Source organism: Brevibacillus sp. WF146 (assembly GCF_001673705.2).
Classification (GTDB): Bacteria; Bacillota; Bacilli; order Brevibacillales; family Brevibacillaceae; genus Brevibacillus; species Brevibacillus thermoruber.
In genome coordinates this window covers 3,672,129-3,685,482 of record NZ_CP109943.1, presented here as the reverse complement: position 1 = coordinate 3,685,482, position 13,354 = coordinate 3,672,129, and the positions used below count along the sequence as shown (strand labels likewise).

The following is a 13,354-nucleotide window of genomic DNA, read 5'->3' as shown; positions in this document are numbered from 1 at the left end:
TTTACATATACGTTTTAATTAAAATAATTATAAATAGATATTGACTTTTACTTTGGATCTAGTAAAATGATAACTGTTCCCAGTTGATAATCATTTTAATTTGATCATGGAAAGAGGGGGGAGCTGGCATGTACGATGTGATTGTGATCGGCAGCGGTCCGGCGGGCACATCCGCTGCCATCTACACGGCGAGGGGCAACCTGAAGACGCTGGTGATCGACAAAGCGCCCGGCTCCGGCGCGCTTGCCCTGACCCATAAAATCGCCAACTACCCCGGCGTGGAAGGCGAGCTGACGGGTAAAGAACTGCTGGACAGAATGAAGCGGCAGGCCCAGAGCTTTGGCGCCGAGTTCCTGCAGACGACGATTACGGCGGTGGATGTGGAGGACGAGGTGAAACGCATCTACACCGCGCACGGCACGTTTGAAGCCAAAGCGGTGATCGTCGCCACCGGATCCAAGGGACGCAACCGCATGCTGCCCGGCGAGGAACGCCTGCTGGGCAGAGGCGTCAGCACCTGCGCCACCTGCGACGGCGCGTTTTACCAAGGCGGGCACGTCGCGGTGATCGGCGACACGGAGGAGGCGCTGGAGGAAGCCATGGCGCTGACCAAGTTCGCCAGCAGGATCACCTTCATCATCCCGCGCGGCGACCTGCAGGGCGTAAACGAGATGCCGGAGCTGCCCAATACGGAGGTGCTGTTCCGCACGCGTCCGCTGGAGATCGTCGGCGAACAGAAGGTGGAAGGCGTCCGCATCCGGCGGCCGGACGGCGCAGAGGAACTGCTTCCCGTCGACGGCGTGTTCATCTTCCTGTCGGGCAGCAAACCGGGCACCGACTTTCTCGAGGATCAGGTCCCGCTGGATGAGGAAGGGTACATGATTCTCGACGAGTACATGCAGTCTGCCGTACCGGGCGTGTTCGGCGCCGGCGAAGTGCGGAGAACGCCGGTCAAGCAGGCGGTCGTCGCAGCCGCCGACGGCGCCATCGCGGCGATGGCCGTCGACAAGTACATCAACAAGCGGTCCAAAATCGTACCGCAGTACAAATAAGAATTCCGAGAGAAAAGGAGCGACCGTTTCATGGCACAAGCAATCGTTTATTCCAGCACCAATTGCGGCTTCTGCAAGCAGTTGAAAACCTATCTGGAGGAGCAAAACATCTCCTACGAAGAGCGCAACATCGACGAAAACGAGACGTATCGCGAGGAACTGGCACGATTGGGCGTGATGTCCGTGCCGCTGACGCTGATCGGCGACAAGCAGATTCTCGGCTTCAACCCGACCCGCATCAAGAAGGCGCTGGCCAGCCTGGAAGCGAGCAGCCAGTAACCCGACACCCATACCCGGAGAGGAGAGAAACCAACATGACAACGAACGCGACCGCACCGCGAGTGGAACTGAAAGTGGGCAAACCCGCCCCCGATTTTTCCATGCTGACGACGAAAAACCTGGAGACGCTGGAAGAGCGCGTCACCCTGGCCGACTACAAGGGGAAGTGGCTCGTCCTGTTCTTCTGGCCGTTTGACTTCACCTTCGTCTGCCCGACGGAAGTGACGGCGTTCAGCGACCACCTGGACGAATTCCACGACCTGGATTGCGAGGTCCTGGGCGTGTCGACGGACAGCGTCTATACGCACCGCGCCTGGATCCAAACCCCGCGCGAACAGAACGGCATCGGACCGGTGAAGTTCCCGCTGGCCAGCGACTTCAACAAGGAAACGGCCCGGGCATACGGCGTGCTTGACGAAGAAACCGGCGCGGCCCACCGCGGCCTGTTCATCATCGACCCGGAAGGCGTGCTGCGCTACCAGGTCGTGACCGACATGAACGTCGGCCGCAGCGTCGACGAAACGCTCCGCGTCCTGCAGGCGCTGCAGGCGGGCGGCCTCTGCCCGGCCAACTGGAAGCCCGGCATGAAAACGTTGTAATCAGGGGGATGGGACTGCTGTCCGATTCGCCCCCAATACGCAGCAAAGCAAAAAAGCTTGGCAAGAACGCCAGGCTTTTTTGCTATTCGTCGTGCCGATGGTTGGATGGACGGTAGGCAAGCAGCCAGCAATCCCGCCATTCCCCCTCATGCCTTTCGTGTCTGGGCAGAAACCTCGTATTTGCATGTTCACGGGCGTTCCGGCGGTGGCGGCGGCGAAACGCGTCCGCCCTCCGGCAGCGTTCGCTGTCAGCCGGACCATTCTCCAGGAGGAACCGCGGCGGCATGGACGGAGAGCGTGCAAAATCCAGCGGTTTTCGTGCGCGTTTTTGCCGGTTCTGCGGTACAATGAAAGAAAGAGAAACCACAGGAAGAGGCGACGTGACGATGCGGGATGTCAAACATCGCTATCGGGGGCTGCCGCCCCGCACGCCGGAGATGCTGTACAACATCGTGCGCAAGTTTTACCGGGGAGCGGTCAGCCACTACGACGTGATCCAGGAGAAAAAGGCGGACGTCAGGGAAGCATGGCTGCGGCGACGGGAGTGCGGCAGCGACCAGGAACTGCGGCAGGCGATGACCACGCTGTTTTTGGAGTTTCACTTGTACGTCACCTGCTGGCTGCAGATTGAGATGGCCCTCTATCGGCTGGCGCGGCAGGACGAGCGTCAGGCGGAGGTGATGGAGCGCTTCCGCGAGACGTTGGAAAAGCACGTGAAGGTGCGGGAGCTGCTGGATGAGACCGAGGCCTGCGTCCAGGCGCAGTGGCAGCATGACGGCCCCGGTCTGGCGTGCGTCGAGAGGGACGGATACCGGTTCGGAGACGTGACGTTTACCGTGGACGAGCAGAGCCTTCAAGACCTGCACGCCTTGTATGCGGCGATCATGGCCGCGAGAGAAGCCAATCCCCCCGCCGCGCCGACCGTCTCCGGCTGAGGCTGTCCGGCCCGGCGCCGGGGACGGGTATGCTCACGATCAACACGAAAAAAACGTGACCGCCAGTTTCGTGACGGTCACGTTTTTCGTTTGTGCCGGTTGTGCCGGAATCAGTAGCTGCCCGGGAAAATGGAGCCGATTTGCTGCGGAGCGTACTGGCCCGCGTTGAGGGCGCGGACTTCCTGCACGTTGGTGCCTGCAAAGCCGGGCTGAAACACGGCTTGCGCGCCGCCGCCAAACAACTGGCCGAACGACTGCTGGGGCTGAGCCTGCTGCGCGTACCCGCCGCCCAGGGATGCGGAATAGCCGCCCTGGTTCTGCTGGCGCACTTCCTGTACGTTGGTCCCGGCGAATCCGGGCTGGAACACGGCTTGGGCGCTGCCGAACGACTGGCCGAACGACTGCTGGGGCTGAGCCTGCTGCGCGTACCCGCCGCCCAGGGATGCGGAATAGCCGCCCTGGTTCAGTTGGCGCACTTCCTGCACGTTGGTGCCGGCAAATCCGGGTTGAAACACGGCCTGCGCGCCGCCCCCGAACGACTGCTGGGGCTGAGCCTGCTGCGCGTACCCGCCGCTCAGGGATGCGGAATAGCCGCCCTGGTTCTGCTGGCGCACTTCCTGTACGTTGGTCCCGGCGAATCCGGGCTGGAACACGGCTTGGGCGCTGCCGAACGACTGGCCGAACGACTGCTGGGGCTGAGCCTGCTGCACGTACCCGCCGCCCAGGGATGCGGAATAGCCGCCTTGGTTCAGTTGGCGCACTTCCTGCACGTTGGTCCCGGCAAAACCAGGTTGAAACACGACGTTTGCAGGGGCGCCGACAGATGGAAACTGCTGGTACTGCTGTCCTTGTGTGAAGTGAGTCATGTGTGTTTACACCTCCTGCCATTATCATTTCCAAGGATTAGAAGCTAATGCACGTGACTCCAATTCAAGAGAATTCTCATTTGGAAGAAAACGGGCGCTCCGGCCTGCGCCCGCAAGCGCACTGCCTCCTGATTCTGGCATCATGCCAAGCGAACCGGACAAGGATGGACGGCAAAAAAGCATGCCGGCCCCATCATCCGGCATGCTGTTCCAAATCCTCCGCGCTCCAGCCTCCGAACGCCAGCCACAAGGTGGGCTTTTCGGTAGGGGCGATTCTCGCCTTCACCGGTTGGAACCCGAGCCTGTGAAACAGGGCGAGACTGGGCTCGTTGTCGACGGCCACCCGTACGTACAGCTTGGGCAGCAGACGGCACATGCGCGCCGCGAGCGCCCGACCGATTCCCCGCCCGCGGTATCGCCTGTCGACGACGAGAAGGGAGTGGGTCAGCCCGCAGCGGGCGACGGCAAACACGCCCGCCAGCCGCTTGCCGTCCAAAGCGACCACCAGCGCCGTCTCCTCATCGGCCAGCGTCGCCGGGGTCAAATTGTCCAACCAGTTCACGTCCTGCTTGTCGATGCGCCGATCCCCCTGCTGACGCACGAACCGAACCAAGATTGGCTGAACCTGCTGCAGAGAGCGGGGAGACAGGACGACCAGGTTCATCCCCGCTACCCCGCCGCCATTCCCTGGCCGCCGGGAAGGCGGGAGACGTACTGTGCGTAATGGATCAGGTTGGACAGAGAGGAGCGGCGGATGGACGGTTCGTCAAACTTTTCCGGTTTGGCGTTGGCTTCGAAAAACCAGAGCTGTCCCTCCGCGGTCAGTCCCAGGTCCATCGACATTTCCGCCAAGGCTTTGATCTCTTCGTTCAGGGCGCGGGCGATGGTCAGCGAGGTCTCGTTGATCTTCGTTTCAACGGCCGGGGCTTCTTCATGGAACAGGGCGTTCAGCACGGTGGACAGCGGGTGAATCGAACCGCCGCGCGGCACGTGGGTGGTGATGTGCTGCGATCCGGCGCGGCGGATGCCGATCCCGGCGACACACCACTCACCCGTGCCGTTTTTCTGCACCAGGACGCGCACGTCGAACGGCTTTCCCTGAAACAGCGCCCGATTGATCCCCTGCTGCATGATGTATCCCTGTTTCCGCATGTGCCATCTGACGTGTTTCCAGACGGCGTACAGCGAGGAGAAGTGGCGGGTAACCGCTCGTTTTTCCTTCAGCCGCTGCAGGAGCCAGCCGTTCTTTTTCAGTTCCACCCGCATGATGCCCTGCCCGGCTCTGCCCCGTACGGGCTTCAGGTAGACAAACCGGTGCTGGTTGCAGAAGGTTCGGAAGCGGGTGAACGTATCCAGCTTCTTCGTCTCCGGCAAAAAGGGGGCTACCTCGGCGTGGCTGCTGAGCATGCGAAACAGCGCGTGCTTGTCAAAAAAGCAGCGGTTGAACAGCGTGACGTTCTGCAAGTCTTCGATCTGGTCCAGGGCTTTCTTCACGTCGGAGCGCCTTTCCGCCTGACGCGACGGGATGCGGTTGTAGACGACGTGCGGGAACGGCAGCACGGTTTCCAGCCACAGATTCTGCTGTTCGTCGTACAGATAGCCGCGGACGTTTTTCTTCTCCCAGTTGATCCCCTGAGGAGTGAACACGTAGACCAGCGCGCCCAACTTTTTGCCGGAGAGGGAGAGGTCCCTGAAATGATCACGATTGCCGAGAAAGGTCGGTCCGGCGCCGACAGTCAGGATGCCGATCAGCGGTCCGATCTTCAGGGAGTTGTTGACGGTCTTGTAGTTGATGCGGGTGCGGATGCGGCCCGGCTGCGGCTTTGGATTGCCCAGGTGAAGCCGTTTTTTGCAGTCAAACGGCCCAAGGCTGGCGATCAACTGCCGGTGACTGCTCGGCGTGAGCGCTTGTCGTGGGACGTGCAAAAACCATCGGCCGCTGGGGAGGATGGTCAGCCACCCGGAGCGCTGTTGGGGCATGGGTGTTTCCTCCTTCCTGTACGGTGGTTCGCCTCACCACTCAAAAGTTGGCCAGGTAGCAGCTGTAGTCGACAAGCAGGCGGCGGGATTCCTGGTCCGCCTGTTTCAGCCGGGCGTGTTTGAAGATGGACCGCCCCGGCTTGGAATTGGCTTCAAACATCCAGACGTGGCCGTGGGTGTCGATCCCCATGTCCAGTCCCAGTTCGCCCATGTCCGTCCCTCTCGCCTGTTCGAGCGCGGTGGCGATGAGGATGGCGGCCCGGGTGATGCGTTCCACCATCAAGTCTTTCTGTTTGCCGAACAGGTGGGTCAGCAGTTCGTCTCCCGGAATGACGGTTCCGCCGGTGCGGACGTGGGTGGTGACGCTGCCGGAGCCGGCTACTTTGGCCGCCATGCAGGAGACGACCCAGTTGTTCTGTTGGTTCTTGTGCAGGTGGACGCGGAAGTCAAACGGCCGGCCGTCAAACGTCAGGAGCGAGATGCCCTGTTGGGCCAGGTAGGAGCCGACGCGGCGGGTGCGGAAAACGTGCTGGTACAGCGAGGAGAGCTTGGCAAAGCGCCGCTTGACGTTTCTGCTGCCGGTGTGGTAGGAGACGTCATATCCGCGCCCCGGTTGGCGGACGATCTTGACGATGCCGTACCCCAGACTGCCGTTTTTCGGCTTCAGATAGACGATCGGGTACTTCCGCAAAAGCGTTCGGATCGTCTGCAGCGACGGCGAGGAATAGGTTTCCGGGATGTGCTCGTTCACTTCGGGATTGGGGTAGAGGATCTGATGCACGGTCCACTTGTTGAAAAACCCCTGGTTAAACATCGGCAGGTTGGCGGAGTGGGCCAGCTTGTATTTGAATTCCTGAACGGCTTCGTGGCGCTCCATCGTCCGGGAAGGAATGCGGTCGTAGACGACGTCGGGCAGGGCGGTGTTCATTTTCCGCCAGACGTACCCGCCCTGCTTGGTTGGGCGCAAGAACCAGGCGTCCACGCGGTGATGGTCCCAGTTTACATCGTGCGGGGAGAAGATAAAGTAAAAGACGCCTTTCCCCTCTTGAGCCTGCAGCAGGTTGTAAAAGAACGAGGTGCGCCCTCCGATCGGCTGGCGGGAATTGCTGCGCAGCCCGGTGGTGACGATGCCGATGGAGGGGCCGATGCGCAGGGTGTCATCTTCCCATTTGAGGTGGATCAGCCCGCCGTGCGGAATGCCCAGCTCGGCTTTCAACAGGCTCGTGATCTTGACCACATTGCTGTCCGGGTTTCGCCGGTCCTGAAAGACGGTGGCGACCACTTCCCGTTTCCCCAGCGAGATCTTGATCTTTTGACGGGGACGTAGCTGCAGCTTTTGGAAGAGGTGGGGCGGCAGGATAATGCCCGAGACATGCGGGTAGGACAGGAAGCGGAGCCGCACTCTGATCGATTCCATGCGTTGTTTACCTCCTACATGCTTTTCATGAGATAGCGGGCGTAGCGAACCGGATGCGTGATGGAGTGGAGCCGGGCCTTCGGATCGTCAATCATGCGGAACACGGTCCGTCCCGGCCTGCTGTTTACCTCGATGATCCAGACGCTGCCCGCTGTGTCGATGCCGACGTCGATCCCCAGCTCCACCAGCCGGCCGTGCACCCGCTCCAGAAAGGGAGGGAGCTCAGCCGCCAGGCGGTCGATCTGCTGTTTGATGCGGGCCTGCGTCTTCGGTTGGTAATGCCGGGCGAGAAAAGGACCCAGCGGCACAGCCTTGCCGCCTCCGTGGAGATTGGACGTGATGCTGCGCTTATCGCCCAGCCGTACGGCTTTTCCGGTTGTTTCCCACGTACCGAGGCCGTTCTTTTGCACCAAAACGCGCACGTCAAACGGCGTCCCGTCCGGCGTGTGCAGCGACAGATACGGCTGGACCAGAAACGTCCGCCCCGCGGTAAAGCCGGTGACGAAGGTCTTCAGCCCTTCTACCGTGCGGATCGTGCGGGAAAACGGCTCGTTTTTCCGGTCCCGCCCGGCAATCTCGTAGCCGTTGGGGGTGGGAACGATCCGCACCACGCCGGAACCGTGCGTGCCGGCGATCGGTTTGATCACGGCCGAGCCGTGCGTTTCCAGCATCTCCCGCAGCGCGGACATGGTCAGGATCTCGGTCGGAGGAAGCCACGCGGCCAACTCCGGCGACTTGCTCAGCATCTGGTGGACCTGCCACTTGCCGGAGAGACCGTGGCCCAGGAACGTGATCTGCGGATCGTTTTGCAACTTTTCCACGAATGGTTTATAGTGGCGGTATGACGGACCGACAAAACAGCGGTCGTAGATGACGGCCGGCAGCGGAAAGGTGCCGCTGCGCCAGGCGCCGTCACGATATTCAAACCCGGCGACGGTACGGGATGCAAAATCGACCTGGCGCGGAGAAAAGACAAAGACGTGGATGCCTGCCTTGCGTCCGATCAGCGTCAGTTTTTTGTAATACGCTTTTTCCTGAAAATGGGAGCCGTGGCATCGGGTCATAATGCCCAGGCTTTTTTGGTTTGACGTCATGGAGGGTCACCTTCGTCTGATTTTCTTGCCTTTACTTTTTTTGGCTGTCCGGGGAAACCCGCACAAATAGGCGGCGTAATCCAGCATTCGCAGGACGGATGGACGCACGCGCCGGGGAGGGGCTTCCTCCCTGGCCGCCAGCGGTACCGTGTTGGCTGATTTGGAGGGCTTGCTGTTTATTTCCAGGAGCCAGACACGGCCGCGGATATCGACGCCGAGATCCACGCCGAATTCCGCGTACCGGCCGGAGAGCGACTGCTCCAGCAGCCGGGAGAGCTTCAGCGCGACGCTGCGGAGCGTCGCGACGGTCGGACGCGTACCCGCTGCCCAGGGGCCGCAGATGCGCAGAGCCTGGGCGGGACCGATCATCGCTCCGCCGCGCGAGACGTTGGAGACGACGCTGTTTTGGCCCAATCGTGCGACCATCGACGTGACGACCCATTCGCCTCTGCGGTCTTTTTGCACCAGCACGCGAAAGTCGGTGGGGCGCTGCTGGATGCCGATCAACGGCAGCCCCTGCTGCAGCAGGTACGGCTTTCCGTTTGTCCGGCTCAGCAGGTATTGATGCAGGCCGGAAATGCTCGAAAATGCTCTGGCCGCGCCGCCGGGCCGGGTCGTCTGATACCCGCCGCCCGTGCGCCGCAGGCGGATGATGCCGCGTCCCATGCTGCCGTTTGTCGGCTTGGCGTAGACGGTCCTGTGTCTTTCCAGCATCTGTTTCAGATCCGTCAGACCGTAATAGCGGACCGTCCGGGGCAGATGTTCGGCGGCGGCCGGCTCGTTTTCCAGAGCCGTGTGGACGTGCCACTTATTGAGAAATTGTTCGTTGAAAAACGGGATGTTGAATTCCTTGCACCGCTGGATCCATTCGCCCATGGCCTCGCTTTGCTCCCGCTTCCGGGAGACGAGCCGGTTGTAGATGCATTGAGGCAGCGGCAGCACCGTTTGCCTCCATTCTCCGCTGCGGCGGATCATGCCGCGGACGATCTGCTGATCCCAGTTGACGTCCTGCATGCGAAACGCGCAGACGATCCCGCCGCGGCGGCTGCAGACGTCCGCCATTTCGTTGAAGAACGAGGTGAACGAACCAAACGGGGCGGCCGGGGACTGGGTGTCGTAGCGGGAGACCAGAACGCCCAGATAGGGGCCAAAAACAAGACGCTGCTGGCTCGCGTAAAAACGTGCCAGCAGGGGAACTCCCGTAGGCAAATGCAGCGTGTGGGCCAGTGAGGGGCGAATCAGGGTGAGGCCGCTTCGTTCCATGCCCTTTACGCGGGCGCAAGCCGTCTTGCAGCCAAACTGGACGGTGAGCGTCGACGGAGCGAGCTTCCACTTGCGCAGGCACGCTTGGGGCAGATACAAATCGATGTCCGTCTTGGGATCGTACGATTGCAGAACCGTCGGAACGTAAGACATGGCAATCCCCTTCCCATCAGACATGAAGTTAGTCTATTTTATGAGCAGGCATATACTTTGGTTCCATGGAGGAAAAAGAGAGGGCGTTTGCATAGATGAATGCGTGGATAGTGTTGCTGATGAACGTGGCGGTCGGTTCCGCCATTGGCGGCGTGACAAACGAGTTGGCGATCCGCATGCTGTTTCGCCCGCACAAGCCGTGGAAGATCGGCGGGTGGCGGGTACCGTTTACGCCCGGATTAATTCCCCGCCGGCGGGATGAGATCGCCGTCCATATGGGGCGGCTGGTGGAAGAGTACCTGCTGACCACCGAGGGCATCAAACGGGCGCTGGCCCGAAGCGGGATGGAGAACACCTTGAACACCTGGCTGACTGGCGTGGCCGACAGATGGTGCGCGGACGGCCGCACCCTGCGTGAGTTTCTGCACGCTGCCGCTCCCGGGCTGTTGGCCGAAGACGGCGGCGTAAGCGAAAGCGTGCGCCGTCCGCTTCACCTGCGGTGGCAGGCGTTTGTCGACGAGCTGATTCATCATTATGAACAGAAGCGGCTGCGCGAGCTGATCCCCGCGGAGGGGATGGCCCGGATCGACACGGCGCTGGAGGATGTCAGCCGCCTCCTGCTGGAGCGTTTCCGCGCCTATCTGCATTCACCCGACGGTCAGCAGACGGTACAGCAGATGCTGCGCGGACTGCTCGGCGGAGGGGGCATGTTTGGCGGATTGGTCGGCATGTTTCTGACGGACGAGAAAATCGCCGGCAAGCTGCTGCCCTACCTGGACGACCTGCTGGCCCATCCGGAACTGGCGGATCGCCTCAACCGCTTTTTGCGCCAGGAAGCGGACAAATGGCTGGACAAAAGCGTGCGGGAAGTGCTTGACTGGATCGGAGCGGAGCAGGTGGAAGCGTGGTCGTCTGCCCTTTTTGCCAAACTGGAGGAGCAAGGCGTCCGGCTTCTGGACAAGCCGCTGGGCCATCTGCTGTCCCCGCTGAGGGAGACGGTGGCGGGCCAGGTGATTCCCCGGCTGGCACGCTGGATGGTGGAGACGGTGGAGCACAACGTGGAGCGGCTGCTTCACAAACTCTCCATCCGCGACATCGTCACCAGGCAGGTGGAGGGCTTCCCGATCGAGCGGATTGAGGAGATGATCGTGGGGATTTCCGGACGGGAGTTTCGCATGATCACCATTCTCGGGTTTATCCTCGGAGGCGTCATCGGACTGGTGCAGGGGCTGTTGGCCGCCTTGTGGGGATAGCGATGCGTCCTGCTCTCCGGCCATGACCATCTGAAACGAAACTGTAAAGCCGCTGTAATCTTTCTGTAATATTCCCGGGGTAAGATAAAGACACGATGAAAACCCCCTTAATGATATACTTTCTGCCGGAGTAGCCGCAAAGCTACTCTTTTTTTTTACCCGGCCATCAGGTATAGTGAACCCAGGAGAGTACCTGAACATCCCGGGTTGGCCGGTCCCGGCGGCAGCGCGTGCCGGGGCCATCCGTACCGCCGTGGAAGCAAAGGATGGAGGGTGGGTACAAAACGAATGGCAACCAAACACGAGCAGATTCTTCAATATATCGACCGTCTTCCGATCGGTACGAAGATCTCCGTGCGCCAGATCGCCAAGGATCTGGACGTGAGCGAAGGCACCGCCTACCGGGCGATCAAGGAAGCGGAAACACAGGGCTACGTCAGCACCATCGAGCGCGTCGGAACGGTGCGGATCGAGAAAAAGCAAAAGGAGAACATTGAACGGCTGACGTTTGCCGAAGTGGTCAACATCGTCGACGGCCACGTCGTGGGCGGCCGCGAGGGGCTGCACAAAACGCTGAACAAGTTCGTCATCGGCGCCATGCAGTTGGAGGCGATGATGCGCTACATCGACGCGGGCAGCCTGCTGATCGTGGGGAACCGCTACCAGGCGCACAAAATCGCCCTGCAGCAGGGGGCGGCCGTCCTGATTACCGGCGGCTTCGACACCAGCGAAGAAGTAAAGCAGTTGGCCGACCGGCTGGCCCTGCCGATCATCTCGTCCAGCTATGACACGTTTACCGTCGCCTCGATGATCAACCGGGCCATTTACGATCGGCTGATCAAAAAAGAGATCGTCATGGTGGAAGACATCCTGAAACCGCTGGCGGAGACGCCCGTGCTGCTCCCGACGGACACGGTCGCCAAGTGGCACCAGTACACGGAGCTGTATCAGGACACCCGCTTTCCCGTCGTGGACGAGCAGATGCGGCTGATCGGGATCGTCACGTCGAAAGACATCATCGGCCACGAGGAGACAGCGACGATCGACAAGGTGATGACAAAAAATCCGATCACCACTTCGCCGCGCGTCTCCGTGGCCTCCTCCGCGCATCTGATGGTGTGGGAGGGCATCGAACTGCTGCCGGTCGTGGACAACTACCGCAAGCTGGTCGGCGTGCTCAGCCGCAACGACGTGCTGAAGGCCCTGCAGTACACGGCCAAGCAGCCGCAGATGAGCGAGACGTTTCCCAACCTGATCATGTCTCACTTCCGCGAGGAGCGGCAGGGAGAGCAGCTCGTCTACCAAGGGGAAGTGACGCCCCAGATGACCAACCACCTGGGGACGATCGCCAGCGGCATCATGACCACCGTCATGGTGGAAGCGGCGTGCAACCTGCTGCGCCTGCACCGGCGCGGGGACATGGTGCCGGAGAACATCACCGTCTACTTTTTGAAGCCGGTGCAGATGGAGAGCCAGATCGAGGTGCGGCCGCGCCTCATGGACATCAGCCGCCGCTTCGGCAAGGTGGAAGTCTCCGTGTACCACGGCGACCAGCAGGTGGGCCAGGCGATGGTGACGGCGCAGATCATCGATCGGTAATCAATCGGAATCACGAAAAAAAGGTCGTCCGGACGGCAGTGCCGCGGACGGCCTTTTTGGCTTGCAGGCGGAGGGTGTCCGAGGAAGGCTAACGGCTGGCCGGGTCCGGCCGGGACATGTGGAAACAGCAGGCAAACACCCAGTACGAACACGTCACAAACAGCATGAACACCCCGATGAAGTGGACGGCAACGGGCTCTGCCAGCGCCTGCAGGGAATCGCGGAGGATCGCTCCCGGATGGGACAAGAGGTCCCAACTGTTCCAGCGCAAGAAACGTCCCAGGTAGACGCCGATGCTGCTCAACAGCAGGACGACCAGCGAGAACAGCCAGCCGAGGACGGGGCGGGTCAAGGAGCGGACCACATCCTGCAGGAGAGACAGGGAAACGAAACCGGCGATCAGGGCGGTGAACGCGGCGAAAGCGTTGAGCAGCGGATCGAAGTAGAGCGGCATCCCCTCCTTGATCACCGCCAGATGCGCGAGATCGGTCACCATGTACGGCGCGTTCGGGAGGAACAGCAGCCACAGACAGCCAAGGGGCAGCATCGTCCAGGTCAGCCGCCGCCGAACCGTCCAGATCAGGCGGATGGCCGTCGCCGCCAGCAGCGGGACCCAGGCCAGGGCCAGGTTGGGTTTGATCAGCCACAGATAGCTGGTGCTCGACATCGTCTGCATGCGGTGCCACAGCAGCAGGGCGCAGGCCGCCGAAGCCGCGCCCAGCGCGAAAAGCAGGACAAACAGACGCTTGTTGTGATGGATGAGCGTACGCAACGGTTTTCGCCTCCTACTGTCCCGGACTGGTGTGTTCCTTACGCGGCCGCCTGTTTGGCCGCATTCACCCGTGGGCCGAACAGGCGGACAGT

Annotated in this window: 13 protein-coding genes; 6 read left to right on the top strand and 7 right to left on the bottom strand. The window is 61.2% G+C overall.

The features are described 5' to 3' along the window. Window positions 1-128: 128 nt before the first annotated feature. From A6764_RS18215 to A6764_RS18200, 4 genes are all read left to right on the top strand, one after another. A complete protein-coding gene (locus A6764_RS18215) occupies window positions 129-1,052 on the top strand; it encodes an NAD(P)/FAD-dependent oxidoreductase (protein WP_264622314.1) in 924 nt (307 codons plus the stop codon). 30 nt (window positions 1,053-1,082) lie between these two features. Continuing rightward, entirely contained in the window at window positions 1,083-1,331 is a 249-nt protein-coding gene (locus A6764_RS18210; RefSeq protein ID WP_029097754.1) for a glutaredoxin family protein, read from the top strand. A 35-nt stretch (window positions 1,332-1,366) separates the two neighbouring features. Beyond that, entirely contained in the window at window positions 1,367-1,930 is a 564-nt protein-coding gene (locus A6764_RS18205; RefSeq protein WP_029097753.1) for a peroxiredoxin, read from the top strand. A gap of 386 nt (window positions 1,931-2,316) precedes the next feature. Beyond that, entirely contained in the window at window positions 2,317-2,865 is a 549-nt protein-coding gene (locus A6764_RS18200) for a hypothetical protein (RefSeq protein WP_029097752.1), read from the top strand. Between the two features lie 110 nt (window positions 2,866-2,975). On the opposite strand, the gene A6764_RS18195 is transcribed toward A6764_RS18200, so the two are convergent. The 6 genes from A6764_RS18195 to A6764_RS18170 all read right to left on the bottom strand — a co-directional run bounded on the left by A6764_RS18195 (window position 2,976) and on the right by A6764_RS18170 (window position 9,638). Next, window positions 2,976-3,731: a hypothetical protein gene (locus A6764_RS18195; protein ID WP_264622313.1), complete on the bottom strand. Its 756-nt coding sequence runs from the start codon at window positions 3,729-3,731 to the stop codon at window positions 2,976-2,978. A gap of 193 nt (window positions 3,732-3,924) precedes the next feature. Then, window positions 3,925-4,395 carry a GNAT family N-acetyltransferase gene (locus A6764_RS18190; protein WP_065067956.1) on the bottom strand — a complete coding sequence of 157 codons (471 nt, stop codon included), beginning with the start codon at window positions 4,393-4,395 and terminating at the stop codon, window positions 3,925-3,927. 5 nt (window positions 4,396-4,400) lie between these two features. Continuing rightward, complete coding sequence (locus tag A6764_RS18185; protein WP_065067957.1) at window positions 4,401-5,711, bottom strand: YheC/YheD family endospore coat-associated protein; 1,311 nt, start codon at window positions 5,709-5,711, stop codon at window positions 4,401-4,403. A gap of 40 nt (window positions 5,712-5,751) precedes the next feature. After that, window positions 5,752-7,128, bottom strand: coding sequence for a YheC/YheD family endospore coat-associated protein (locus A6764_RS18180; protein ID WP_065067958.1), 1,377 nt, complete (start codon window positions 7,126-7,128; stop codon window positions 5,752-5,754). Window positions 7,129-7,142: 14 nt separating this feature from the next. After that, the gene (locus A6764_RS18175) at window positions 7,143-8,222 is read right to left on the bottom strand and encodes a YheC/YheD family endospore coat-associated protein (protein WP_035300644.1); all 1,080 of its coding nucleotides are present in this window, start codon (window positions 8,220-8,222) and stop codon (window positions 7,143-7,145) included. Between the two features lie 6 nt (window positions 8,223-8,228). Next, window positions 8,229-9,638 carry a YheC/YheD family endospore coat-associated protein gene (locus A6764_RS18170; RefSeq protein WP_065067959.1) on the bottom strand — a complete coding sequence of 470 codons (1,410 nt, stop codon included), beginning with the start codon at window positions 9,636-9,638 and terminating at the stop codon, window positions 8,229-8,231. A 95-nt stretch (window positions 9,639-9,733) separates the two neighbouring features. Between A6764_RS18170 and A6764_RS18165 the strand changes: the two genes are divergently transcribed. Together A6764_RS18165 and A6764_RS18160 are read left to right on the top strand one after the other, a co-directional pair. Beyond that, a complete protein-coding gene (locus A6764_RS18165) occupies window positions 9,734-10,891 on the top strand; it encodes a DUF445 domain-containing protein (protein WP_065067960.1) in 1,158 nt (385 codons plus the stop codon). A gap of 288 nt (window positions 10,892-11,179) precedes the next feature. Then, entirely contained in the window at window positions 11,180-12,490 is a 1,311-nt protein-coding gene (locus A6764_RS18160; protein ID WP_029097744.1) for a DRTGG domain-containing protein, read from the top strand. 88 nt (window positions 12,491-12,578) lie between these two features. On the opposite strand, the gene A6764_RS18155 is transcribed toward A6764_RS18160, so the two are convergent. After that, window positions 12,579-13,262, bottom strand: coding sequence for a DUF1361 domain-containing protein (locus A6764_RS18155; RefSeq protein ID WP_065067961.1), 684 nt, complete (start codon window positions 13,260-13,262; stop codon window positions 12,579-12,581). Window positions 13,263-13,354 lie beyond the last annotated feature (92 nt).